The organism is Collinsella phocaeensis (assembly GCF_900119895.1).
In the GTDB taxonomy this organism is placed as follows: domain Bacteria; phylum Actinomycetota; class Coriobacteriia; order Coriobacteriales; family Coriobacteriaceae; genus Collinsella; species Collinsella phocaeensis.
Genome location: NZ_FQLR01000004.1, coordinates 1,271,426 through 1,295,385, shown reverse-complemented (window position 1 = coordinate 1,295,385; position 23,960 = coordinate 1,271,426). Strand labels below are relative to the sequence as shown.

Genomic DNA, 23,960 nt, shown 5'->3' with positions numbered 1-23,960 from the left:
CACACGATTCCGAAAGGAGATGCGCCCATGCATCGTATCGAGTCCGCGCTCGTGCCGTACGTCATCGAGCAGACCCCGCGTGGCGAGCGCAGCTACGACATCTATTCCCGCCTGCTTAACGACCGTATCATCTTCCTTGGCGAGGAGATCAACTCCGTCACCGCCAACCTCGTCATCGCCCAGCTCCTCCACCTGGAGAGCCAGGATGCCGAGAAGGACATCTCGCTCTATATCAACTCTCCCGGCGGCGAGGTCTATTCCGGCCTGGCCATCCTTGACACCATGAACTACATCAAGCCGCAGGTTTCCACCATCTGCGTGGGCATGGCCGCCTCCATGGCCGCCGTGCTGCTGGCCAGCGGCGCGAAGGGCAAGCGCTTCTGCCTGCCCAACTCCATGGTCATGATCCATCAGCCGAGCGGCGGCGCTTCCGGCCAGCAGACCGAGATCGAGATCGCCGCGCGCGAGATCCGCGAGACGCGCGCCACGCTCAACCAGATTCTGTCCGATGCCACCGGGCAGCCCTTCGAGAAGGTCCAGGCCGACACCGAGCGCGACAACTACATGCGCGCCCAGGCCGCTCTCGAGTACGGCCTGGTCGACCGCATCGTGACCTCTCGCATCGAGGCTGCTAAGGGGAGTGCCCAGTAATGGCGAAGGACCAGACGCCCGATACGATGGACTTCGGCCCCATCCATTGCTCCTTCTGCGGCAAGACGCAGGAGCAGGTCCGCAAGCTCGTCAAGGGGCCGAGCAACATCTTCATCTGCGATGAGTGCGTCGCCGCGTGCTCCGAGATCCTTGAGGAGTCCCTCACGCAGGACTTCCTCTCCCAGCAGCAGATGCCCTTCCCGTCCGACATGATGCTTCCGCAGCAGCTCTCCCAGTTCATGGCCGAGCCCGAGGACGAGGAGGACGGCTTCGAGGACGCCGCCCACGTCGCGAGCGACCTCATCACGCGAGTACCCACCCCGCACGAGATCTACGACCGCCTTTCCGCCTACGTGATGGGCCAGGAGGACGCGAAGCGCGCGATGTCCGTCGCGGTGTACAACCATTATCGGCGCGTGCTCGAGCGCGAGGCCGCGGGCGACGCGCCCGCGTCCGACGCTTCCGAGGGGCCGCTGGGACAGCATGCTGCGGGCTCCGATCTTGACGACGTCGAGCTCGCCAAGAGCAACATCCTGCTGCTCGGTCCCACCGGCACCGGCAAGACCCTGCTTGCGCAGACGCTCGCCCGCATTCTCGAGGTTCCGTTCGCCATCGCCGACGCCACCGCCCTCACCGAGGCGGGTTACGTGGGCGAGGACGTGGAGAACATCCTGCTGAAGCTCATCACGGCTGCAGACGGCGACGTCGAGCGTGCGCAGATCGGCATCGTCTACGTCGACGAGATCGATAAGATCGCGCGCAAGGCGGAGAACCTCTCCATCACCCGCGACGTCTCGGGCGAGGGCGTGCAGCAGGCGCTGCTCAAGATCCTCGAGGGCACCGTCGCGAGCGTTCCGCCCACCGGAGGGCGCAAGCACCCGCAGCAGGAGCTTATCCAGATCGATACCACGAACATCCTGTTCATCTGCGGCGGCGCCTTTGTCGGGCTCGACAAGATCGTTTCCGACCGCGTGGGCAACAAGGGCATCGGCTTCAATTCGGAAATCGCCGGGCCCAGTTCCGAGGACGAGACCGACCTGCTCCATCAAGTGCTGCCCGAGGACCTCAACGCCTTCGGCATGATCCCTGAGTTCATCGGGCGCACCCCGGTCATCACGCAGACGTGCCCCCTTGCCGAGGAGGACCTCGTCTCCATCCTCACCGAGCCCAAGAACGCCATCGTCCGTCAGTATCGCCGTATGTTCGAGCTCGAGGGCTGCGAGCTGGAGTTCACCGACGAGGCGCTGCACGAGATCGCGAAGCTCGCGCTCGCGCGCAAGACCGGCGCGCGCGGCCTGCGTTCCATCTGCGAGGACCTGCTCCAGCAGACGATGTTCGACCTGCCGAGCGAGGAGAACGTCGCCAAGGTCGTCGTCACCGCCGAGTGCGTCACCGGATCCGAGCAGCCGCGCCGCATCTACGACGTGGACGTCGACTGACGTCGGGCAGAACACCGCCCGCTGTCATTTCAGCGAATCACCTTCCGCCCCCGAGCCGCTTACGGATCGGGGGCGGTCCCGTTGTAGCCTTGGTCGATTCAGGCCGTGTGCCAAAAGGGGCAGGTCCGTGCCAAGAGGGACGTACCCTAATGGCATGCCCTGGCGGTATGCCTGCGTCTGGTGTGTTGCGCTCTGCCTCCGATGCCCCAGGCATATGTAAGCGATCCGCTCGCTGTGCTATCCTCTTGGACAGTTGTGTAGATTGACCTTCATATCGCGAGAACGAGGAAGGATTTCCCTATGGCAGAAGAGATGCCCAAGAATTATGACCCGGCGGTCAACGAGCCCGCGATCCTGCAGAAGTGGCTCGATGGCGGCTACTACAAGCGCCGCCCCGGCGTTGGCGACTGCACCGTCACCATTCCGCCGCCCAACGTCACCGGCATCCTTCATATGGGTCACGCCACCGACGATTCCATCCAGGACGCCATCGTCCGCATGGCGCGCATGCGCGGCCGCTCGACCCGCTGGATCCTGGGCACCGACCACGCCGGCATCGCCACGCAGACCAAGGTCGACAAGAAGCTTAAAGAGGAGGGCATCTCCCGGCTGGAGATCGGTCGCGAGAAGTTCCTCGACGCCTGCTGGGACTGGACACACGAGTACGGCGGCACCATCGTCGAGCAGATCAAGCGCATGGGATGCTCCGTCGACTTCGAGGCCGAGCGCTTCACCATGGACGATGAGTATGCCGAGGCCGTGCGCCGCGTCTTCTGCGATTGGTACCATGACGGCCTGATCTACCGCGGCAAGCGCATCGTCAACTGGTGCCCCGACTGCACCACCGCCATCTCCGACGACGAGGCGGAGTACAAGGAGGAGGACGGCCACCTGTGGCACCTCCGCTACCCGCTCACCGAGCCCGTCAACGGCCAGGAGTACATCGTCGTGGCCACCACGCGCCCCGAGACCATGCTCGGCGACACGGGCATCGCCGTATCGAGCAAGGATCCCGAGAAGGCCGCGTTCGTGGGCAAGACCGTCAAACTTCCCATCGTCGACCGCGAGATCCCGATCTTCGACGATTGGCACGTCGACCCCGACTTCGGCTCCGGCTTTGTGAAGGTCACCCCGGCGCACGACCCCAACGACTACGCGATGGGCGAGGCCCATGGCCTTGAGAAGATCAACATCTTCGACGAGCACGCCGTCGTCGTCGAGGGTTACGACGAGTTCACCGGCATGACCCGCGACGAGTGCCGCGAGGCCGTGCTCGCATGGTTCGAGGAGCACGGCCTTCTCGACCACATCGACGAGCACAAGCACTCCGTCATGCACTGCTACCGCTGCGACCAGACGCTCGAGCCCTGGCTCTCCGAGCAGTGGTTCGTCGCCGTCGACAAGCTGAAAGGCCCCGCGCTCGACGCCGTGCGCGACGGCCGCGTGACCTTCCACCCGGCCCGCTGGACCGATACCTACACCACCTGGATGGAGAACCTGAAAGACTGGTGCATCTCCCGTCAGCTGTGGTGGGGCCACCGCATCCCCGTGTTCTACTGCGAGGAGTGCGGCTGGGAGGACGCCTGCATGGAGGACGTCACCGTCTGCCCCAAGTGCGGCGGCACCCATATCCATCAGGACGAGAACGTGCTCGACACCTGGTTTAGCTCCCAGCTGTGGACCTTCGCCACGCAGGGCTGGCCGCAGCACCCCGAGCAGCTCGAGGGGCATCACCCCACCACCGCGCTCGTCACCGCGCGCGACATCATCGCGCTGTGGGTCGCCCGCATGGTCATGAGCTCGCTGTACTTCCTCGACGAGGTGCCGTTCCACGACGTCGTCATCTACCCGACGATCCTCGCCAAGGACGGCAGCCGCATGTCCAAGTCCAAGGGCAACGGCGTGAACCCCATGGACCTCATCGATATGTACGGCGCCGACGCCATGCGGTACAACCTGCTCACGCTGTGCACCACCAACCAGGATGTCAAGTTCGACGCGGATATCGATAAGAAGACCAAGGCGCTCAAGGGCTCTGCCCGCACCGAGCAGGCTCGCGCGTTCGTCACCAAGATCTGGAACGCCAGCCGCTTCCTGCTCATGAACATGGATGGCTACACTCCCGGCGAGCCCGTGGCCGAGACCGCGGCGGACGCCTGGATGTTCAGCCGCCTGGCAAAGGCGGTGCGCATGGTCACCGAGGGCATCGAGCGCTACACGTTCGGCGAGATGGCCCGCGGCGTGCAGAACTTCTTCTGGAACGAGGTCTGCGACTGGTACGTTGAGGTTACCAAGACCCGCCTCAAGGACGATGCCGCCCGTCTGCAGGCCCAGCGTAACCTCATCTTCGTGCTCGACACCTCGCTGCGCCTGATGCACCCGCTCATGCCGTTCGTCACCGAGGCGATCTGGGACACCATGCCCGCTAGCTACCTCGACGTGAAGGAAGACGGTTCCTATGAGCGCGCCGAGGCCCTCATGATCGCCTCCTGGCCCGAGCCCGCCGATTTCGAGCGCTTCGTCGACGAGACGTCCGAGAAGTCCTTCGAGCTCATGCGCGCCGTCGTGACCGATGTCCGCACGAGCCGCGCTCGCTATCGCATCTCGCCCAAGCAGGAGCTGCGCTGCGAGGTCAAGGCCACCACGCCCGAGGTCGCCGAGGCGATTCGCGGCATGGCTGACTTCATCTGCGACCTGGCGAACGTGAGTGAGCTCGCCGTCTCGACCGCCGATGAGTTCGTGAAGCCCGAGAAGGCCATCGCGCTTGCCGGTCCGGATTTCGACGCGTACGTGGTCATGGGCGACCTCGTGGACTTCGAGGCGGAGCGCGCTCGCATGGAGAAGGAGCTCAAGGCTGCCGAGAAGGAGCTCGCGAGCGCTGAGAAGACCTTGTCCAACCAGGGCTTCATCGCCAAGGCCGCGCCCGAGATCGTCGAGGCCAAGCGCGCCCGCGCCGCCGAGCTTGTCGATACGATCGCCGCGCTCAAGGCTCAGCTGGCCGATTTCTAGTCCCATGCCCCGGTTCCCGAGGATTCTTGCGGGAGCCGGGGCTTTTCTGCATTCGGGGAAGACTGCGGCGCGTTTACGGTGCGAGTGGTCCTGTTGATCTTTCGGGCGCGGGCAGTCGACCACGGGGCACCGTTCAGGTTTGCGGCTTTATCGCGGGTGTACTTGGACAAATATGGCAAATATATACGTTCCAACGGTCTCAAGATGCCATGCATACTCGTTGTAACGCCACGTTTGCCTTGTTTGAGTCGGTTTGGCGCGCACCGTCGGGCATGTTTTGGATTCTGACGGGCTTTTGGATATAAGACTCGCGCCCGCGTTTATATATTTGCCATCTTTATCCAAAAACATAGTGGGTCAACAAAATAAATGGGGGCATCATGCCAAAGCGAACGAATCAGTATGCAATTCCGTTTCCTGTAGAGCCGCTTTTATACAATGAGGCAGTCAGCCTTGCCGCCGATACCGGAACGTTGCCCGGCACGACGGGCCCGTTGCTCGAGACGGTCATCGATATGCTCGAGGAGCTTGGTCGCCCCGATGAGCATTTCGATTGCATCCAGGTCGCCGGCACCAACGGCAAGACCTCCACGGCGCGCTTCACCGCCGCGATTCTCTCTGCTGCCGGTAAGCGCTGCGCTCTGTACACTTCTCCCCAGCTCGTGCGGTATGAGGAGCGCATGGAGGTCGACGGGAGGGTCGTGAGCCCGGAGGCGTTTGCGCATGGAGTCTCGGCTGCGGCGGCCGCTGGGTCGCGCGTGAACGCCCGACGCTCAGAGCGTGGCGAGGCACCGTACGCCATCACCCCGTTCGACCTGCTGACGGTCGCCGCGATGGTTGTGTTCGCCGAGGCGCGCGTTGATGTTGCGGTGCTCGAGGTCGGAATGGGCGGTCGCTGGGACGCCACGAGCGCAACCGACCCGGTCGCGGTCGCCATTACGGGCATCGGTCTCGACCACGTGCGCATTCTCGGCGACACCCTTGAAGCCATCGCGGGGGAGAAGGCCGCCGTCATCAAGTCGGGACGTCGCGTCGTGCTCGGAGAGGGCACCCATGAGTCTTCCGTCGAGCGGGTCATGCGCGATCGTTGCTGCGCGTGCGGCGTAGATCCGTATTGCTCCGGCCATGTGGTCACCCATGGGCCCGAACGACTCGGGGACAAGATGCATCTATCCTGCTCGACCCCTCTCGCAGATCATGCGGTATCTCTGAGCAAGCCGATCTACCAGGCGCAAAACGCCGCGTGCGCCGTCGCTCTCGCCGAGGTGTACCTGGGATATCCCCTTGCTGATGACCTGCTGTCCGGCGCCCTCGACGCCTGTCCCGTCCCAGGGCGGTTCGATGTCGTCCGCCGCGATCCGTTCGTCCTCGTTGACGCCTGCCATAACCCTCAGAGCTGCGAGTATTTCATATCGGCTTTAGGTGAGCTCGCTCCCGATGCCGGCGACCGTCCGACCCTGCTCATAGCGGCCCTTTCCGATAAGGACGTGACGGGAATCGTCGAGCGTCTGGTCCCCGCGTTTCCCCGCATCGTGGTCACCGCGACGGCATCCGATCGCGCCATGCCTCCCGCTGAGCTTGCGCGGCTGGTGCTCGATGAGCTCGATCGCGAGGGCAGGGATTCGAGCTGCCTGATCGGGACGTTCCCGTGCGTGCAGGATGCGCTGGATGACGCCACCGAGCGTGGCATGGCGCTTGTCGCCGCCGGTACCATCACGCTTGCGGGCGAGGTGGCCGCGCTGTTGCGGTAGCGGTCGGGGTATATGCTTCGGACACTTGGGGCCAGCTTGCTCGATGGGCCGTACGCTGTCTGGCTGTTAGGGGAGGGCGGCAGCCTTCGCGGAGCGGCGGCGCATGCGGAGTTCGCCATCGGCTCGCCGCCGACATCCGTCCTGCATATGAAGGGAGCCGGCAGCGCGTGCCGGCTCCCTTCGCATGGGCGATAGTCGAGCGCCCGGGCCGCTGACGACTCTCGCCCGTATTACAAAAAGCGGTACTGCACGGTTCCGACGCCCACGCTGATGAATCCGAGCGCCCGGGCGACGGCGGGCTGCATGTCGATGACGCGCCCGTGCACGTAGGGTCCGCGGTCATTGACGTATGCGACGACCGATCGCCCACCGTACCGTATTTCGACGCGCGTCCCGAACGGTACGTTCAGCATGGCGATGCCCATGGACGTCTCGGTGACGATCTCGCCGCTGGCGGTCGTGCCGCCCATGAACCCGTCGCCGATGCCGTAATAGGAAGCGACGCCGGAAAGCCAGCCGCTGTCCGTATCTCCGCCCTGGTTGCCACCGCTATTATCGGTAGCGCCGCTATCCGGTTCTGGTTGCGATGGAATCTGTTCGTTCTGGTCCGCGTCGTCGTCGGGCGTCGATTCGGCGGCGGGAGGGGCGGCGGGGCTTTCGGGGGCAGGAGACTCGGATACGGCCTGGTCGATGGAATCTTGAGCCGCCTCGACCTTTGCGCGGTCCTCCTCGCTCGACTCGCTCGCCGATATGTGTTCGGCCATCGCCGCATGAGCGGTGCGCGCATCGTCGAGTGCGGCGGCTGCGGTGGCCTGATGGGCCGTCGCTTCGTCTTTGGCTTCGGAGAGGGCCTTCAGCTGCTGCTCCATCTTCGACTGCATGTCGTTGAGGTCCTCGAGCGCATCGATGTTATCCTGCTCCACCGTTCCCAGGTACTTGGTGAGCGTGATGAAGTCGCCAAAGGATTCCGCCCCGAGAAGCATGGACACGATGTTCGCCGATCCGCTGCGCATCTTGTAGAGGTTGCTTGCCGCCTGCGATGCCGCGGCGCGTTGAGCGGGGAGGGTCTCCTGCTCAAGGGTCAAGATCTCGTCGGCCATGGCGTCGATCTGCTGTTGGAGTTCCGCGGCCTGCGCGCTGGCATCCCTATACGTTGCCGTGGCGGACTCCACCCGCGAAGCGAGACGGTCGAGCTCCGTCGTTGCCGTGGCAGCATATGCCGTCGGGGCGGAGCCGGTGATAAGGGCGAGCGAAAGCCCTGCCATGATGGCGATGTCGGCGCCGCGCCGGAACGATGGCCGCTGCTTACGGTTCTGTGTGTGCATGGATACCGCCTCGGAATCGGATGTTCCGCTCCAGTATATTCCAAGCTGCTCAGGTTCAGGTTGAACTTGAATGTTTCTCCATCAGCGTGCGGATGCCGATTCGACTCGCGGGGCTTCGTCAAGAGGGGAGTGCCCTGTCGATGCAGCCGACCGCGCGGGAGGCCGCGGGTGCGCTGCGCGGTCGGCGCGCCGGCCTAGGCGCGGTCGATATCCATCGACGCGATGACGTCGACCCCGGTCCCCAGGACATCGGCGAGCACCACATCGCCCATGCGTATCGGTGCGTCTACGACGACGGAGCGAAGTGCGCGCATGGCCTCGACGCTCAGGTCGCGGGGGATGGGGGCGGCGGTGCGCACGGGAAGGAGTCGCTCGTCTCCGCCGTTCACGAGCACGGTCGTGGTCAATACGCGGACGGGTCGCACGATTTCCTGCCGTGCGAACGCCTCGCCGCGCGCGCATCGGTTTCCCGTCACGTTCAGAACGCACGGTTCGCCCGAGCCGGCGCGGTCCGCCGTCACGGACAGACTGCATTCAGAGGGGCAGGTCGTGCACGAAAAGGTCTCAACGTATCTGGTCATCGCAGGGCCCTCCGGTAATCTCCTCGATGCTCAAGGTCACTTCGCCGTGCGCCTCGGCGAGCATGCGGCCGGTCACGGGCGCCGATTCCATGCAGCTCGGCTTGAACGGGCGCGGCTTGCCCTCGAACAGCGTCACATCACCGCTCGTGATGCGTATCCTGCCGCGTTCTACGGGCTTGCGAACCCTGAAGAACAAACGGCAGCCCGACCGGTCGGAGATCCGTGCAGGGACGACGTATCCCGCGAGGCCGGAGGGGCGCACCTCGAGGGGCACCTGCTCGAGGTCGGCATCCGGTTCGGATGCGCATCCCGGCCCCCCTTGTCGCGCGCGCTGCCGTTCGGCCGCCCACGCCGCCGCCGCGGCTCCCGCCCGCTCGGCCTCGGCCGTCACGTTGTCCGCCAGGTCGTGCACGTGCAGGACGTTGCCGCAGGAGAAGACGCCGGGAACCGTGGTCATGAGGCGGTCGTCCACCGCCGCGCCGCGCGTTCTCGGGTCGAGCTGCACGCCCGCCGCGCACGCGAGCTCGTTTTCAGGTATGAGCCCCACGGAGAGCAGGAGCATGTCGCACGGAACCGTGCGCTCCGTTCCGGAAATGGGCTTGAGGGCGTCGTCGACCTGGGATATCTCCACCGCTTCGAGCCGGCCGCGCCCGATGATGCGGGTCACGGTGCAGGAGAGGTGCAGGGGTATCCCGAAGTCCTCCAGGCAGTTCTTCACGTTGCGGGCGAGTCCGTTGGCATAGGGCATGAGCTCATAGACGCCTTCGACCTCGCACCCTTCGAGCGAGAGCCGCCGGGCCATGATGAGGCCGATGTCACCCGAGCCCAGGATCACGGCGCGGTGCCCGGGAGCGAGGTTCTCGATGTTGAGGTACCTCTGGGCGAGTCCGGCCGTGAAGACTCCTGCCGGTCGGGAGCCGGGAATCTTGATCTCGGAGCGCGTGCGCTCGCGGCACCCCATGGCGAGGACGACGGATCCGCAGCGGACGCGGCGCATGCCGTCTGGACTCATGATGGTGAGCAGGTGCCCCGGGGCTTCATCGGGCTCGCGGTCGATCGCGATGACCATGGATTCCGTCAAGACCTCGATATCGGTCCGCTTCACCTGGTCGATGAAGCGCTGGGCGTATTCGGGGCCGGTCAGCTCCTCTTTGAAGTGGGAGAGTCCGAAGCCGGGGTGGATACATTGTCGCAGTATGCCGCCGAGGTGCTCGTTGCGCTCGATGAGCAGCACCTGTGACCCGGCGCGTTCCGCGGCGAGCGCCGCGCCCATGCCGGCCGGCCCGCCACCGATGACGGCGACGTCGCATTCCATGGAGGGGACCTGCTCCTCGACGGCTCCTCCTGTGGCCGACGTGTGCAGAACGGCTTGTTCAGTCATCTCAGCGCCCCTCCTTGACGGGTCCGTACACGATGGGGGAGCCCGCGTCCTCGAGCGGGACATCCCAGGGATCGCATTCGAGCTCTCGCGCGAGGATCCGGACGACCTTGCTCTGGCAGAAACCGCTCTGGCAGCGTCCCATGCCCGCGCGGCACCGGCGCTTGACGCCTTCGACGGACACCGCCCCCGGATCGCGGCGTATGGCCTCGACGATCTCGGCTTCGGGTACGGTCTCGCAGCGACAGACGATGCGGCCCCAGGCGGGATCGAGCTCTATGAGCGCCTGCTGCTGTTCAAGGGAGGCGGTGTCGAAGTCGGTCGGGGCGCAGCGATGCGGGTCCCAGTCTGCGCGCGGCGCGAGCGCGAGGCCCTCCTCGCGCACGAGCTCCTCGACGCGCTCGGCGATCGCCGGCGCGCTCGCGACGCCGGGCGATTGGATGCCCGCTGCCTGGATGAGCCCGGGGCGGCAGGACGAGCGCCGGATCATGAAGTCGTTGAGGCCGCGGATCACGGCGCGCCCGCCGGCGAACGCGCGCACGACGCGCCGGCAGTCGAGGTCGGGGACGAGCTTGCGCGCCCCGGCGAGCAGCGCCTCGATATCGTCGGCGTAGGTCTCTGTGTCGCCCGCGGCGCGCTCATGGGCGGTCGCGGTGATGACGGTGTTGCCGTGCACCGTCCCGGTAACGATGACGCCTTTCGATACGGGCGTGGGCGTGGGGTAGAGCGGCATGAGGGGGCGCGCCTCATGGTCGAGCACGACGATGTTGCCCTGGCGCCAGGCCATCTCCATCGTCTCGCCGCCCGCCATGCGGGAGATGTCCGCGCATTCGTTGCCTGCCGCGTTGATCAGGACGCGTCCCTCCATCGCCGCCCGGTCGGTGACGATGCGGAATCCCCCGTCGCCGGTGCGCTCGATCGCGCGCACCGGCGCCTCGCGCATGAACGCGACGCCGTTGGCGGCGGCGTTCTCCGCTGCGGCGATCGCCACCTCGAAGGGGTCGACGTAGCCGGTGGAAGGGCACCATAGGGCGGACGTCGCCTCGGCGCTCGCCCGCGGCTCATGTTCCCGGATGACGTCGGGCCCTATGAGCTCAAGCCCCTGGACCCCGTTGCGCTCTCCTTGGACGCGCAGGCGCTCGAGCTGCGCGCGGTCCCCGTCGCTGAAGGCGAGGACCATGGAGCCGCAGCGCCTGAACGCGAAGCCGAGCTCCTCGGACCACCTGCCGTACAGCTCGCATCCACGCGCGTTGACCCGTGCCTTGCACGTTCCCGGCGCAGGGTCGTATCCCGCATGGACGAGGCCGCCGTTCGCCTTGGTGGATCCGCATGCGATGTCGTTCGCGGCTTCAACCACCGCGATGGCGAGGTCGTAGCGCGCGAGCTGACGGGCGATCGCGCAGCCGACGATGCCGCCTCCGACGATCACGATGTCGTATCTGTCCACGTGTGCCTCCCGTCTCGAATGCTCACGTCCCTATCCTATGCTCGGCCGGGCGCTGCGGCCAATCGAGTAGACGAAGTGTCAACAAGCGTCCGCGAACGGTCGGGCGGCCATGGGCCGATCGGGTGGGCATGTGCTGAGGAGGGTGCGTCCAGACGGCTCTCCATGCGCCTGCGGTGCGCCCCATCCGGGCGCGGCATCGGTTCGGGAATGCGACGGTAGACTGCATTTCTCCTGCACGATGGACGAATTCCCCGCATGCGGGTTACAATGCAACGGTTAAGCAGCATATCCATCCACGATTGAAGGGTGATCAAGTCCATGGCTCAGTACATCCAGGAACTCATGTCGCCTCAGCTCATGATCGCGCTGTACGCGTTCGCCGGCTTCTTCGCCGCGCTGTATGTGCTCTCCGTGGTCTACGTCTTCATCGACGCGAAGCGCCGCGGGGTCTCCGCCTATTGGGGCTGGGGACTTATCGCCCTCATCCCGTTCGTCGGCCTGATCGCCTATCTTGCCCTCCGTCCCAATTCCTACCTCGCCGACCGCGAGGAGCAGGAGCTGGACATCGCCCTGCGCGAGCGCCAGCTCGCCCAGTACGGGACCTGCCCGCAGTGCGGCGGTCCCATCGAGAAGGATTTCGTGGTCTGCCCCGTGTGCAACACGCAGGTCCGCAACGTGTGCCCGAGCTGCCATCGTCCGCTTGACGCGCACTGGAAGGTGTGTCCGTACTGCCGAACTCACATCCAGTAGGCGCGGCCCCGTCCCGTGCGCAGCATGGGGCGCAGAGAGGCGCGTCGGCCCGCACCCGCCACCGTAACCGGTGGCGGGTGCGTTTTCGAACGGGTTCGCTGCCCGCGTACCCGTTCTTCCCGTGCGCACCGCGTCCGCGTATCCGGTTGGAATTCTGCAGGATGCCTGCATCCTCGATTGGAAGCGCGGCCCCAGGTGAAAACGGGTACACTTAGACACCAAATCAGGTACTGCACCATATAAGGAAGGCATTCATATGAAGGCACTCTACAACGACGGCTCCGTGGCCGAGGTCGAGGGCGACGAGGCCCTGCGCGTCATCCGCCACTCCGCTGCGCATATCATGGCCCAGGCCATCAAGCGTCTCTATCCGGAGGCGGACTTCGCGTACGGGCCGGCTACCGACAACGGCTTCTACTACGATGTCGACCTGGGCGATAAGAAGATCTCCGAGGACGATCTGCCCGCCATCGAGGCCGAGATGAAGAAGATCGTCAAGGAGAACCTGAAGTTCCAGGTCTTCGAGCTTCCCCGCGATCAGGCCGTCGCGCTCATGGAGGAGCGCGGCGAGAAGTACAAGGTCGAGCACATCGGCGACCTTGCCGAGGACGCCCGCATCACCTTCTACCAGCAGGGCGACTACATCGACATGTGCGTCGGCCCGCACCTTACCTACACCAAGGCGCTCAAGGCCTTCAAGCTCACGGGCGTCTCCGGAGCTTACTGGAAGGCGGACGCCTCCAACAAGATGCTCACGCGCGTGAACGGTACCGCGTTCGCCACCAAGGACGAGCTCGAGGCGCACCTCACCATGCTCGAAGAGGCCAAGAAGCGCGACCACCGTCGCATCGGCCGCGAGATGGACCTGTTCATGATGCGCGACGAGGCCCCCGGCTTCCCGTTCTTCCTGCCCAACGGCATGATCCTCAAGAACACCCTGCTCGAATACTGGCGCGAGATCCATCATGCTGCCGGCTACGTCGAGATCTCCACGCCGCAGATCATGAACAAGCAGCTGTGGATGACTTCGGGCCACTGGGACCACTACAAGGACAACATGTACTCCACCATGATCGACGACGAGGAGTACTGTATCAAGCCGATGAACTGCCCCGGCGGCGTGCTGGTGTACAGCTCCAAGCCGCACAGCTATCGCGAGCTGCCCATCCGTGCCGGCGAGATCGGCCTGGTGCACCGTCATGAGCTCAAGGGAGCCCTGCACGGCCTGTTCCGCGTCCGCTGCTTCAATCAGGACGACGCGCACCTGTTCGTCACGCCCGAGCAGCTCACCGACGAGATCGTCGGCGTGGTGAACCTCATCACCTCCGTCTACGACAAGTTCGGCTTCACCTACCATCTCGAGCTCTCCACGCGTCCCGATGATTCCATGGGTTCCGATGAGGATTGGGCCGCAGCCGAGGAGGGCCTCAAGACGGCCCTCGAGCAGCTGGGGATGGATTACGTGGTCAACGAGGGCGACGGCGCCTTCTACGGCCCTAAGATCGACTTCCATCTGGAGGACTCGCTCGGCCGCACCTGGCAGTGCGGTACCGTGCAGCTCGACTTCCAGATGCCGCAGAACTTCGACCTCACCTACGTGGACGCCGACGGCGAGAAGAAGCGCCCCATCATGCTGCACCGCGTGTGCTTCGGCTCCATCGAGCGCTTCATCGGCATCCTGATCGAGCACTTCGCCGGCAAGTTCCCGGTGTGGCTCGCGCCCATGCAGGTCAAGGTCCTTCCCGTGTCCGAGAAGAGCCGCGCATACGCCAACGAGGTCACCGCGAAGCTCGAGGCCGCCGGTATCCGTGCCGCGTGCGACAACCGTGACGAGAAGATCGGCTACAAGATCCGCGAGGCCCGCGGCACCGACCGCGTTCCCTATATGCTCATCCTGGGCGAGAAGGAGGCCGAGGCCGGCAACGTTTCCGTCCGCGACCGCTCCAACGAGACCGTGCCCATGGATCTCGATGCGTTTATCGCGCAGGTCGTCGAGGAGACCCGCACGCGCGCGTAGTCATTGGGCCCTGCGCACCAGCGAGAGTCGAAGCGTTGATATTGCCGGTCGTCGCGTGTATGCGGCGACCGGTTTTCATGTCTGGTGGAGACGCTGCGTGCGTCGAGGGTCGCGGGCGCGGGGCGCACCGTCTCCTTCGGGGCGTGCGATGTGGGACATGGTCTCTGCCTCGCTGCAGACATCCAAGGGGTTCACGGTATACTGATGCGGTTGGGTCGTTGACGAGGGGGCTTCATGGCATCCGATAATGCTGGTTTCGAGGGGGCGTACGCGCAGGCCGCGTCCGCACGCTGCGCGTGGGTTTCGCGCGCCGCATCGTCGGCTGAGCTCATCGCGAAACTCGGCCTCATGGGTGCGGGCGACCGCCTCGTCGCGTGCGCGGGCGACCCCGATGCCTTTGAACGGCATCTCGGGTGGCACGGGCTTTCGCTCATCGCCGACCCGACCCCCGATGCGTTCATCGCCGCGGGGGCCGCGGCCGTCGACGGCCCGGCGGCCTCGGATGCGGCCGAGCCGTTCGCCCGCGCGTCGTATGCCTACGCCGCGGGGGCCTGCCCGGGCAGGACGTTCTGGTATGTCGACATGCTCTGCGGTCCCGTCCTGCGCGTGGCCGACGTGCGCGCGCTCGGTCGCGCCGCTCGCATGGCCGGGGCCACGCTGATCGTGGGCAACTCCGTCCCCACGGTCGCGTGCTGCCGGCCGCTGGAGCTCGGTGCGCATGTTGCGGTCGAGGATCTGTCGCCACTCGGCTGCCCGGGCTGCCTTGTCGTATCGGTGGGGCGCTCGGTCGCCCGCCGCGGCCGGCACCAGGTGGCCGACCCTGCGGCGGAGGACGCCTACCGCATGCTCGCGCGGTCCCTGGGCGAACCCGGCGGGGTCGTGCCGAGCTCCCGTCGCCTGCCCGAAGACCTGCTGCTGCATGCCGCATCGTCGCTTCCCGTTCTCCTCGACGTCCTGCAACCCCGTATGGACGCCGCCCGTGCGGTCGCCGAGTACCTTGCGTGCCATCCCCGTGTCGGCAGGGTGAGCTATCCGGGCCTCTCTTCGCATCCCGATCGCGGCCATGCCGCGAATGTGCTGATACACGGCTTCGGTACGCGCGTGTCGTTCACGCTGCTCGGCGGGGAGCGGTCCCGCGAGGCTGCCGAGGTGGAGAGTCTCCGTGCCGCCCTTCGCCATCGGTTCGGCCCGCACGAGCTGTCCGTGGACCTTGCCGAGGGCCCCGGCGGGGTCCCTCGCATCATCCTCGATGTGTGCTCCGATGACGCCCTTGGGGTCATCGACGGCCTGGACGGCTGCCTGCGTCGAGCCCCATCCTGATCGCCTCGGGTGCGCGGCGCCGGTCTTCACGTCGCGTCTCCGATGCTCTTCTACAGCGGACAATACGGAGGTCTCATCAGATGCTCGATACCACGGTCTTCATCGAGAGCGTGGCCCTTGGCGTCGCCCTTGCGATGGACGCGATGGCGGTCACGCTGTCCAACTCCCTTTGCGAACCCGACATGCCGCCCTCCCGCAAGTTCGCCATGCCGATTCTCTTCGCGCTGTTCCAGATGGGGATGCCGATCGCCGGGTATTTCGGCGGAACGCTCATCGCGCCCCTGATCGAGGCCTACGCGGGCATCGTCTCCCTTGTGATCTTGGGCATCGTCGGCGGCAAGATGATCGTCGAGGCCCTTCACGAGCTGCGCGAACCCGAGGCGTGCCCGGCGAGCCGGCTCACGTTCGGGACGATCATGGTGGAATCCGTGGCGACCTCGATCGATGCCTTCATCGTCGGCATCTCCCTGGCTGCCGAGGGTGCGGACATCGTCGTGTACGGCGCCTCGATCGGCGTCACGACGTTCGTCTGCTGCATGCTCGCCCTGCTCGTCGGTCGCCGCCTCGGTGAGCGCTTCGGCTCGCATGCCCAGATCGCCGGCGGGATCGTGCTCATCGGTATCGGCCTCAAGGCGTTCCTCTCGTAACGCAATTCCCCCAGGCGTGCGGCATACCGCCCGTCCCGGCGGCCGTTACGGCCCCAGCGCCCGCTTCCGCTGCAATAGGATAAAGTTCTCCCTGCGACGTTGCAGTGGATTCCCCTTTATCTCCCGTGACCTGTATCGAGTTCGTTCATTTGGCCCGATACCAGCGATTGTGCGCTAGAATAGGTCAACATTAACGGGCGCCAAAGGCGGTCGTCCCGCCGGTAGCAATGAGTAGAAGGAGCATCATGGCAACGTTCTTCCCAGGTGAGTCCCATACGTTTTCCGAGTACCTGCTCGTCCCGGGCTACTCCTCCTCGGAGTGCATCCCGGCCAACGTGTCGCTGAAGACGCCGCTCGTTCGCTTCAAGCGCGGCGAGGAGCCTGCCATCTCCCTCAACATCCCGATGGTCTCCGCGATCATGCAGTCCGTCTCCGGCGTGAACATGGGCACCGCCCTCGCCACCGAGGGCGGCATGGCGTTCATCTACGGCTCTCAGACCCCGGAATCCGAGGCAGCCATGGTGAAGGCCGTCAAGGACCACAAGGCCGGTTTCGTCGAGTCCGATTCGACCCTCACCCCGGACATGACGATGGAGCAGGTCATCGAGCTCAAGGACCGCACCGGCCACTCCACCATGCCCGTCACCGACGACGGCACCCCGCGCGGCAAGCTGCTCGGCATCGTCACCAGCCGTGACTACCGCCCGAGCCGCGACGACCACTCCAAGAAGGTCTCCGAGTTCATGACCCCGCGCGAGCAGCTCATCGTCGGCGACAAGGACATCACCCTCAAGGCCGCCAACGACGTCATCTGGGACAACAAGCTCAACGCGCTCCCGGTCGTCGACGACAACGACCACCTGATCGGCATCGTCTTCCGCAAGGACTACGACTCCCACAAGACCAACCCGAACGAGCTCCTCGACGCCAATAAGCGCTATATGGTCGGCGCGGGCATCAACACGCGCGACTACGCCGAGCGCGTGCCGCTGCTCATCGAGGCGGGCGCCGACGTGCTCTGCATCGATTCCTCCGAGGGTTTCTCCGAGTGGCAGAAGCGCACCATCGAGTGGATTCGCGCCAACTACGGCGATTCCGTCAAGGTCGGCGCGGGCAACGTCGTCGACGCGGAGGGCTTCCGCTTCCTGGCCGACTGCGGCGCCGACTTCATCAAGGTCGGTATCGGCGGCGGCTCCATCTGCATCACCCGCGAGACCAAGGGCATCGGTCGCGGCCAGGCGACCGCGCTGATCGACGTCTGCCGTGCCCGCGACGAGTACTTCGAGGAGACCGGCGTCTACGTCCCCGTGTGCTCCGACGGCGGCATCGTGTACGACTACCACATGACGCTTGCCCTCGCCATGGGTGCCGACTTCATGATGCTCGGCCGCTACTTCGCCCGCTTCGACGAGAGCCCGACCAGCCGCGTGAACGTCAACGGCCAGTACATGAAGGAGTACTGGGGCGAGGGTTCCGCCCGCGCCCGCAACTGGCAGCGCTACGACCTCGGTGGCGCCGCGAAGCTCTCCTTCGTCGAGGGCGTCGACTCCTACGTCCCGTACGCCGGTTCGCTTAAGGACGGAGTCAACGGCACGCTGTACAAGGTGAAGTCCACGATGTGCAACTGCGGCGCGCTCTCCATCAAGGAGCTGCAGGACAAGGCGCGCCTCACGCTCGTCTCCGCCACCTCGATCGTCGAGGGCGGCGCGCACGACGTCGTCGTCAAGGACTCGCAGCAGACGGTGAGCTACAACTAAACGGTTCCAAATCATCCTACAGGCTAATGCTCAGAAGGCTCGCGTGCGCCCTCATGCGAGCCTTCTGCTATTTTGGGTACGAAGGATTTGTCAGTATTTAATGTGAAGCTGGTTTGACGGCGTTCTGCCAAATTGACGTGGGTGTAGCCTGCGTTTCAAAGCTGCCTGCCATTGCCCCGTTGCTCGTTTGCTGCTATCTACAATCGCTTGCCGTAGTTCGCTGGTCATGGTCGCCGCTTTTCGAATGAATCGAGTTAAGAGTGGATAAGTTTTCTCCAAAAACAATCGAAGCGCTTGGGTATTACGTCTATATATATTCTGATCCCGTGACTAAAGTTCCTTTTTATGTTGGCAAAGGAAAGGGCAATAGGGCATTCGCTCATTTGCACGACGGTTCCGAAAGCGATAAGGCACGCAAGATTGCCGAGATACAAGCGCGTGGCAGGCAACCTCTCATCGAGATTTTGGCTTTCGGCCTTGATGAGAAGGCCGCATATAAAGTCGAGGCGGCGGCAATTGACTTACTCGGACTGAAGAATCTGACGAACAAGCAGGCGGGTCATGAATCGAGCCTATATGGGCGGATAGAGGTATCGGAGCTCGACGCGAGGTTCGATCACGGCGAATTGACCGAGTCGGATTTTCTCGAAGATACGGTCTTGGTCAAGGTCAACCAGCTCTATCGAAACGGAATGTCCGATTTTGAGTTGTATGAGGTAACACGAGGGTTTTGGCGTGTGGACAAAAGTAAGATTGAGGGAATCCATCTTGCTCTGGCGGTCTATGACGGTATGGTTCTTGAAGCCTATGAAATCGCGGCATGGTTGCCGGCGGGTTCGGGCATGTGTGCGGCTCGCTCGGTCAGTCAAGCCGAGTCGGCTCATCGCATGGAGTTCGTGGGGCGCGTTGCCGATCAGTGTATTAGAGATCGCTATGTCGGAAAGGGCGTCTCGGGGTTGTACGCGCCGGGGAGCGCAAATCCCATCCGCTATGTGAAGGCCGCTTATTCACGTAAGGCGCTCGTGGAGATCCACAGGGTGCTCGAGGATATCGAGTTGACAGGGGAGAAGAGAGAGTGGTGCTCAAGCTTCAGCTTCTATGACCCACAGCAGGATGATCCCTACGGCCTTGAAAACAGCTTGAATGGTTTGCTGGATTTGGCCTACCGAGGAGGATTTGTCCCCGTTGACTACGGGGTTGTATATCAATCGATAGGAAAAGATGATATAGCGCTCAGAAAGGCATCCAAGAAGGAGCTTTCGAACCTGAGCGACCACCAGCTAGTTTCGATTTTAGGTTATCAGTTTAGGGACGACCACTTCGATAATGGATCGTGGATTAGGACGTATGTGGCGAATGGGCTTGCGTATCACTATTTCCATGAATTGGCTGCGCGCTGGGGTTGCTTGTAGTTTCCTTGCCCTAATACGACTTGTTGCAAAAATCCCTTGCAGTAAATGTACAGAACGATGGTGACATATCTAAGACGGGTCAATTGTATTCTTTCCGCAGGTCGCAACTGGATGCAGCATCGTTGGATTGCACCCTCGCAACATTGCTTTTATTTCAAGGGAATTTTGCAGCATCACTGGGAAACAATGAACATCATCCACGGGCAATGGGGGGGGATGGTCGGATGAAAACCTATGTGCTTTCTCATTTTTCTGCGCTTCACTGGCTATTGAGTCACCGAGATCCACGTGTGGGCAACAATGCGCCGTATCTTGATGTCCCGGCATCGTCCGATGCTCCAGATTCCCAGGTGGTGGAAGAGCTGCGGTGGACTATTGGACTGGAGGGTCCTCTTGACTTTTTGGTTATCGGCGACGGCGCGCTCCGCCGAAGTTCTGCGGTTCGCCCGCATCGTTGCAGTCAGGACATTCCGCCCGGCAGTCTGATTCCCATAGCATGCCGTGTCCACGGTGCAGAGATGCTGGTATGCTGCCCGGAGCTCGCCTTTTTACAGATCTGCCAGGCGGTTGATACGCTGGCGGCGATTTATTTTGGCATGTGCGTCTGCTCGGACTTTCGGTTTGATTCCTTTGCGCTGGGCGGCGTCGTGTTCCGTTCGGAAGGTGGTCACGCAATCGCAAGCCAAAACTCGATAGCGAGGTACTTGGATAGATCTGATGGCCTCAAGGGGGCCAAACGGGCGCGTTTGGCTCTAAGGCATGTCCGCGATCATGCAAGGTCTCCAAAAGAATGTGCGTTGGGAATGATGTTTTGTCTGCCCGCGAGGCTCGGGGGTTTTGATTTGGGTGACCCTTCCTTCAACGAGATGGTTCGCGTATTTGATGGAAGCGACCGCAGGGGCAAGCCAAGGTACTCGATTCGATATCCCGATATTGCGATACGTTCCACGAGCCGCAAAGGCGAACGGCGCATGGTGTTTGTGGATTACGACCCGGCAAGTACGCATTCGGGAATGGAAAAGATGATGCTCGATTCTCGGCGTAGGAACGATATGGCCACAATCCGCGATGTGCCCCATTTCACCATCACCTCCGATGATGCAATGAGTTTTGAGTACTTGGAAAAACTTGCTGATCGCATGAGGAGATTGCTGGGCAGGCGCTCGCGCCCCTTGCTTCGCGGGGCAAAAGATTCTGCAGAGAGCAGGGAGGTGCTTCTCAGGACGCAAGAGCGGAGGCGACTGCTGTGGTTGCAGTTCGTAGTTAGATCGTTTGATTCCGTGTTGGCAGATTATGCATGTGCGAATCTGGCGAATGCCCGCATGTAAAAAAAGTTCGGTCTTCCTGCGCCAAGCGCGGCTGCTCGTCGCGTTCACGCCCGCGAGCATTGCTATGCCCCGAATCTTTCATATTATGCGCTGCGTTTGTGTGCCGCCGCGCTTCTTTAGTGCTGCAAAAATCTCTTAGAGTAAAATGATATAAAACAATAGCAATAACATCGACCATGCAATCAATAAAAGGCGCAGGTCGAAGAAGTTTGAAATGCGCTTCGAAATATATAAAACCTGCAACAATTAACTGCAAGGGGATTTTACAGCACATATTGCGAGCATTCCGGGTTGGATTGGTGTGCATGCGGTCGATTATTCCTTGGTTTGAGTTTGAAAGATCTGCCAAGGACTTGCCGTAGCGTGCGGTGCGCGAGATCGAACAGTTTTGCTTGCTGCAGACCTGTTAAACTCTTGAACATTACCGACGCGGCGCGGCGGCCCCCGAGCGGCCCCGGCGCTTGAACGATAGGAGCCAACCATGTGCGATTGCTGCGAGCACGATCACGCGAGCGCGACGGCGGGGGAGATCCCGGCCTACGACGCCCAGGCGATCGAGACCAAGTGGATGGAGGCGTGGGACGAGGCGAATCTCTTCGCCGTGGACACGGATTCCGCCAAGCCCAAGAAATACGTCCTCGAGATGTTCCCGTATCCTTCCGGCGACCTGCACATGGGCCATGCCCGCAACTACACCATCGGCGACGCGATGGCGCGTCAGGCCCGTATGCGCGGCTACGACGTGCTGCATCCCATCGGTTTCGACGCCTTCGGCCTGCCTGCGGAGAACGCAGCCATCAAGCACAACACGCAGTCCGCCGCGTGGACGTACAAGAACATGGACCAGGCCCTCGCCACCATGCGCCGCATGGGGTTCTCGTATGACCTCGACCGTCTCGTGAAGACCTGCAGCCCCGATTACTATCGCTGGGGCCAGTGGATCTTCGAGAAGCTCATGGAGCGCGGCCTGGTCTACCGCAAGAAGAATCCGGTCAACTGGTGCCCCAAGTGCGAGACCGTTCTCGCCAACGAGCAGGTGACCGAGGGTCGCTGCTGGCGTTGCGACTCCGAGGTCGAGAAGCGCGACCTCGAGCAGTGGTACATCAAGATCACCGAGTACGCGCAGGAGCTCCTCGATGACCTGGATAAGCTTTCCGGCTGGCCCGAGCGCGTCAAGCAGATGCAGGCCAACTGGATCGGCCGCTCCGAGGGCGCCGAGGTCGACTTCACCCTGTGCGATGCCGAGGGCGAGCCCATCCCCGGCGATGAGGGCAAGATCACCGTCTTCACCACGCGCGCGGATACGCTGTTCGGCAATACCTTCTTCCTGCTCGCCCCCGAGTACAAGGGCTTGATGGATCTCGTCGAGGGCACCGAGTACGAGACGGGCGTGCGCGAGGTCGTCGAGGGCGCCAAGCACATCTCTGCCGTCGAGCGCGCTCAGGGCACGCTCGAGAAGCACGGTGCGTTCACGGGCCGCTACGTGCTCAACCCGGTTTCCGGGCAGAAGGTGCCCGTCTGGGTCGCGGACTACATCGTTTCCGATTACGGCACCGGCGCCGTCATGGCGGTCCCGTGCGGCGACCAGCGCGACTTCGAGTTCGCCAAGAAGTACGACCTGCCGATCGTGCCGATCATCCTGACCGACGAGGAGCGCGCCGAGCTCGAGGCCTCCGGCGCCTCTATCGATACCTATCATGCCGAGACCGTCGACTGGGCCGAGGCGCATGCCCAGGACGGCACGCTCGTGCAGTCCGGCAAGTACACCGGCATGCGCGGCGGCAAGCACTCCGAGGGCGAGGCGGCCATCGTCGCGGACCTCGAGGAGGCCGGCACCGGTCGCCGCTCCGTGCAGTTCCGCCTTCGCGACTGGCTCATCTCCCGCCAGCGCTACTGGGGCAACCCCATCCCGGTCATCCATTGCGAGCACTGCGGGATCGTCCCGGTGCCGGAGGACCAGCTGCCCGTGACCCTGCCCGAGAACCTCGACCTCACCGCCGGCGAGACGCTCGCCGAGTGCCGCGAGTTCTACGAGACCACCTGCCCGGTGTGCGGCGCCCCCGCGCGGCGCGAGACGGACACCATGGACACCTTCACGTGCTCCAGCTGGTACTACCTGCGCTACACCGACCCGCACAACGCTGAGCTGCCGTTCTCTCGCGAGACGGCCAACCGCTGGATGCCGGTCGACAACTACATCGGTGGCATCGAGCACGCGATCCTGCACCTGCTCTACAGCCGTTTCTTCACCAAGGCCCTGCGCGACATGGGCCTGCTCGACGTCGACGAGCCCTTCACCAACCTGCTCTGCCAGGGCATGGTGAAAGACGAGCACGGCGACACCATGTCCAAGTCGAAGGGCAACGTCGTCCCGCCCAGTTCCGTCATCGAGCCCTACGGTGCCGACACGATGCGCCTGGCGATCCTGTTCATCGCCCCGCCGGAGAAGGACTTCGACTGGGATCCCAACGCGGTGGAGGGCGCCAACCGCTTCATCAAGCGCGCGTGGCGCATCGTGTGGCAGCTTGCGTTCGCCGGCGATGCGCAGGCAACGCTTGACAAGGGGACTCTCGGAAAGGCCGCGCTCGCGCTGTACCGCGAGCGGCACCGCACGCTCGCGAAGTGCACGGAGGACTTCGACCGCGGCCAGTTCAACACCGCAATTTCCGCGATCATGGAGCTCGTCAACGCCGCGAGCGCGTACCTCAACTCCGGCGAGGAGCTCGATGCCGCGTTGTCCGCGCAGGTGGCGACGGATATCGTGAGCGTCATGGCGCCCATCTGCCCCTTCATGGCCGACGAGCTGTGGCATGCCGCCTTGCATTGCGAGGGAAACGCCTTCACGGCGAGCTGGCCCGATTTCGACCTCTCCGAGGCCGCGTCGGACACCGTCGAGATCGCCGTCCAGGTGCTCGGCAAGGTGCGCGCCCGTATCGAGGTCGCTGCGGGCGCCGATCAGGCGGATGTCGAGGCTGCCGCCAGGACCGCGGTCGCCAAGTGGCTCGAGGGCAAGAACGTGATGAAGGTCATCTACGTCCCGGGCAAGCTGGTGAACATCGTCGCGAAGTAGCGAAGCGTTTTTTGCAGGTATCTATGTACGAGTTGAAAGGGAGGTCCGATGCGAGGTCGGACCTCCCTTTGCGTTGCG

At 63.7% G+C, this 23,960-nt stretch carries 16 protein-coding genes; 12 read left to right on the top strand and 4 right to left on the bottom strand.

Going from position 1 to position 23,960, the window contains the following annotated elements:
* Positions 1-27: 27 nt before the first annotated feature.
* From BQ7355_RS07675 to BQ7355_RS07660, 4 genes are all read left to right on the top strand, one after another.
* Positions 28-651, top strand: coding sequence for an ATP-dependent Clp protease proteolytic subunit (locus tag BQ7355_RS07675; protein ID WP_072415653.1), 624 nt, complete (start codon positions 28-30; stop codon positions 649-651).
* Complete coding sequence (gene clpX, locus BQ7355_RS07670; RefSeq protein WP_072415652.1) at positions 651-2,090, top strand: ATP-dependent Clp protease ATP-binding subunit ClpX; 1,440 nt, start codon at positions 651-653, stop codon at positions 2,088-2,090. The genes BQ7355_RS07675 and clpX overlap by 1 nt, the downstream gene beginning before the upstream one ends.
* A 300-nt stretch (positions 2,091-2,390) precedes the next feature.
* The gene (locus tag BQ7355_RS07665) at positions 2,391-5,099 is read left to right on the top strand and encodes a valine--tRNA ligase (protein WP_072415651.1); all 2,709 of its coding nucleotides are present in this window, start codon (positions 2,391-2,393) and stop codon (positions 5,097-5,099) included.
* Between the two features lie 380 nt (positions 5,100-5,479).
* A complete protein-coding gene (locus BQ7355_RS07660) occupies positions 5,480-6,850 on the top strand; it encodes a bifunctional folylpolyglutamate synthase/dihydrofolate synthase (RefSeq protein WP_072415650.1) in 1,371 nt (456 codons plus the stop codon).
* Positions 6,851-7,080: 230 nt separating this feature from the next.
* On the opposite strand, the gene BQ7355_RS07655 is transcribed toward BQ7355_RS07660, so the two are convergent.
* The 4 genes from BQ7355_RS07655 to BQ7355_RS07640 form a co-directional block, all read right to left on the bottom strand.
* On the bottom strand, positions 7,081-8,175 hold the full coding sequence (locus BQ7355_RS07655; RefSeq protein ID WP_072415649.1) for an RlpA-like double-psi beta-barrel domain-containing protein: 1,095 nt from the start codon (positions 8,173-8,175) through the stop codon (positions 7,081-7,083).
* Positions 8,176-8,369: 194 nt separating this feature from the next.
* Positions 8,370-8,756 carry a DUF1667 domain-containing protein gene (locus BQ7355_RS07650; protein WP_072415648.1) on the bottom strand — a complete coding sequence of 129 codons (387 nt, stop codon included), beginning with the start codon at positions 8,754-8,756 and terminating at the stop codon, positions 8,370-8,372.
* Positions 8,740-10,137, bottom strand: coding sequence for an NAD(P)/FAD-dependent oxidoreductase (locus tag BQ7355_RS07645; protein ID WP_072415647.1), 1,398 nt, complete (start codon positions 10,135-10,137; stop codon positions 8,740-8,742). Before BQ7355_RS07645 ends, BQ7355_RS07650 begins: the two co-directional genes overlap by 17 nt.
* Before the next feature lies 1 nt (position 10,138).
* Positions 10,139-11,581 (bottom strand): NAD(P)/FAD-dependent oxidoreductase, encoded by a 1,443-nt coding sequence (locus BQ7355_RS07640; protein ID WP_072415646.1) that lies wholly within the window; start codon positions 11,579-11,581, stop codon positions 10,139-10,141.
* Positions 11,582-11,899: 318 nt separating this feature from the next.
* Here BQ7355_RS07640 and BQ7355_RS07635 point away from each other — a divergent pair, with 318 nt between their 5' ends.
* The 8 genes from BQ7355_RS07635 to leuS all read left to right on the top strand — a co-directional run bounded on the left by BQ7355_RS07635 (position 11,900) and on the right by leuS (position 23,882).
* Positions 11,900-12,331: a double zinc ribbon domain-containing protein gene (locus tag BQ7355_RS07635; protein ID WP_072415645.1), complete on the top strand. Its 432-nt coding sequence runs from the start codon at positions 11,900-11,902 to the stop codon at positions 12,329-12,331.
* Between the two features lie 256 nt (positions 12,332-12,587).
* Positions 12,588-14,348 carry a threonine--tRNA ligase gene (gene thrS / locus BQ7355_RS07630; RefSeq protein ID WP_072415644.1) on the top strand — a complete coding sequence of 587 codons (1,761 nt, stop codon included), beginning with the start codon at positions 12,588-12,590 and terminating at the stop codon, positions 14,346-14,348.
* 234 nt (positions 14,349-14,582) lie between these two features.
* Complete coding sequence (locus BQ7355_RS07625) at positions 14,583-15,668, top strand: PLP-dependent transferase (protein ID WP_072415643.1); 1,086 nt, start codon at positions 14,583-14,585, stop codon at positions 15,666-15,668.
* Between the two features lie 80 nt (positions 15,669-15,748).
* On the top strand, positions 15,749-16,315 hold the full coding sequence (locus BQ7355_RS07620) for a manganese efflux pump MntP (RefSeq protein ID WP_072415642.1): 567 nt from the start codon (positions 15,749-15,751) through the stop codon (positions 16,313-16,315).
* Positions 16,316-16,560: 245 nt separating this feature from the next.
* A complete protein-coding gene (locus BQ7355_RS07615; RefSeq protein ID WP_072415641.1) occupies positions 16,561-18,072 on the top strand; it encodes an IMP dehydrogenase in 1,512 nt (503 codons plus the stop codon).
* A 260-nt stretch (positions 18,073-18,332) separates the two neighbouring features.
* Entirely contained in the window at positions 18,333-19,484 is a 1,152-nt protein-coding gene (locus tag BQ7355_RS07610; RefSeq protein WP_240307350.1) for an LEM-3-like GIY-YIG domain-containing protein, read from the top strand.
* A gap of 224 nt (positions 19,485-19,708) precedes the next feature.
* Positions 19,709-20,812: a hypothetical protein gene (locus BQ7355_RS07605; protein ID WP_240307349.1), complete on the top strand. Its 1,104-nt coding sequence runs from the start codon at positions 19,709-19,711 to the stop codon at positions 20,810-20,812.
* Positions 20,813-21,293: 481 nt separating this feature from the next.
* Positions 21,294-23,882 carry a leucine--tRNA ligase gene (gene leuS, locus BQ7355_RS07600; RefSeq protein ID WP_072415639.1) on the top strand — a complete coding sequence of 863 codons (2,589 nt, stop codon included), beginning with the start codon at positions 21,294-21,296 and terminating at the stop codon, positions 23,880-23,882.
* Positions 23,883-23,960 lie beyond the last annotated feature (78 nt).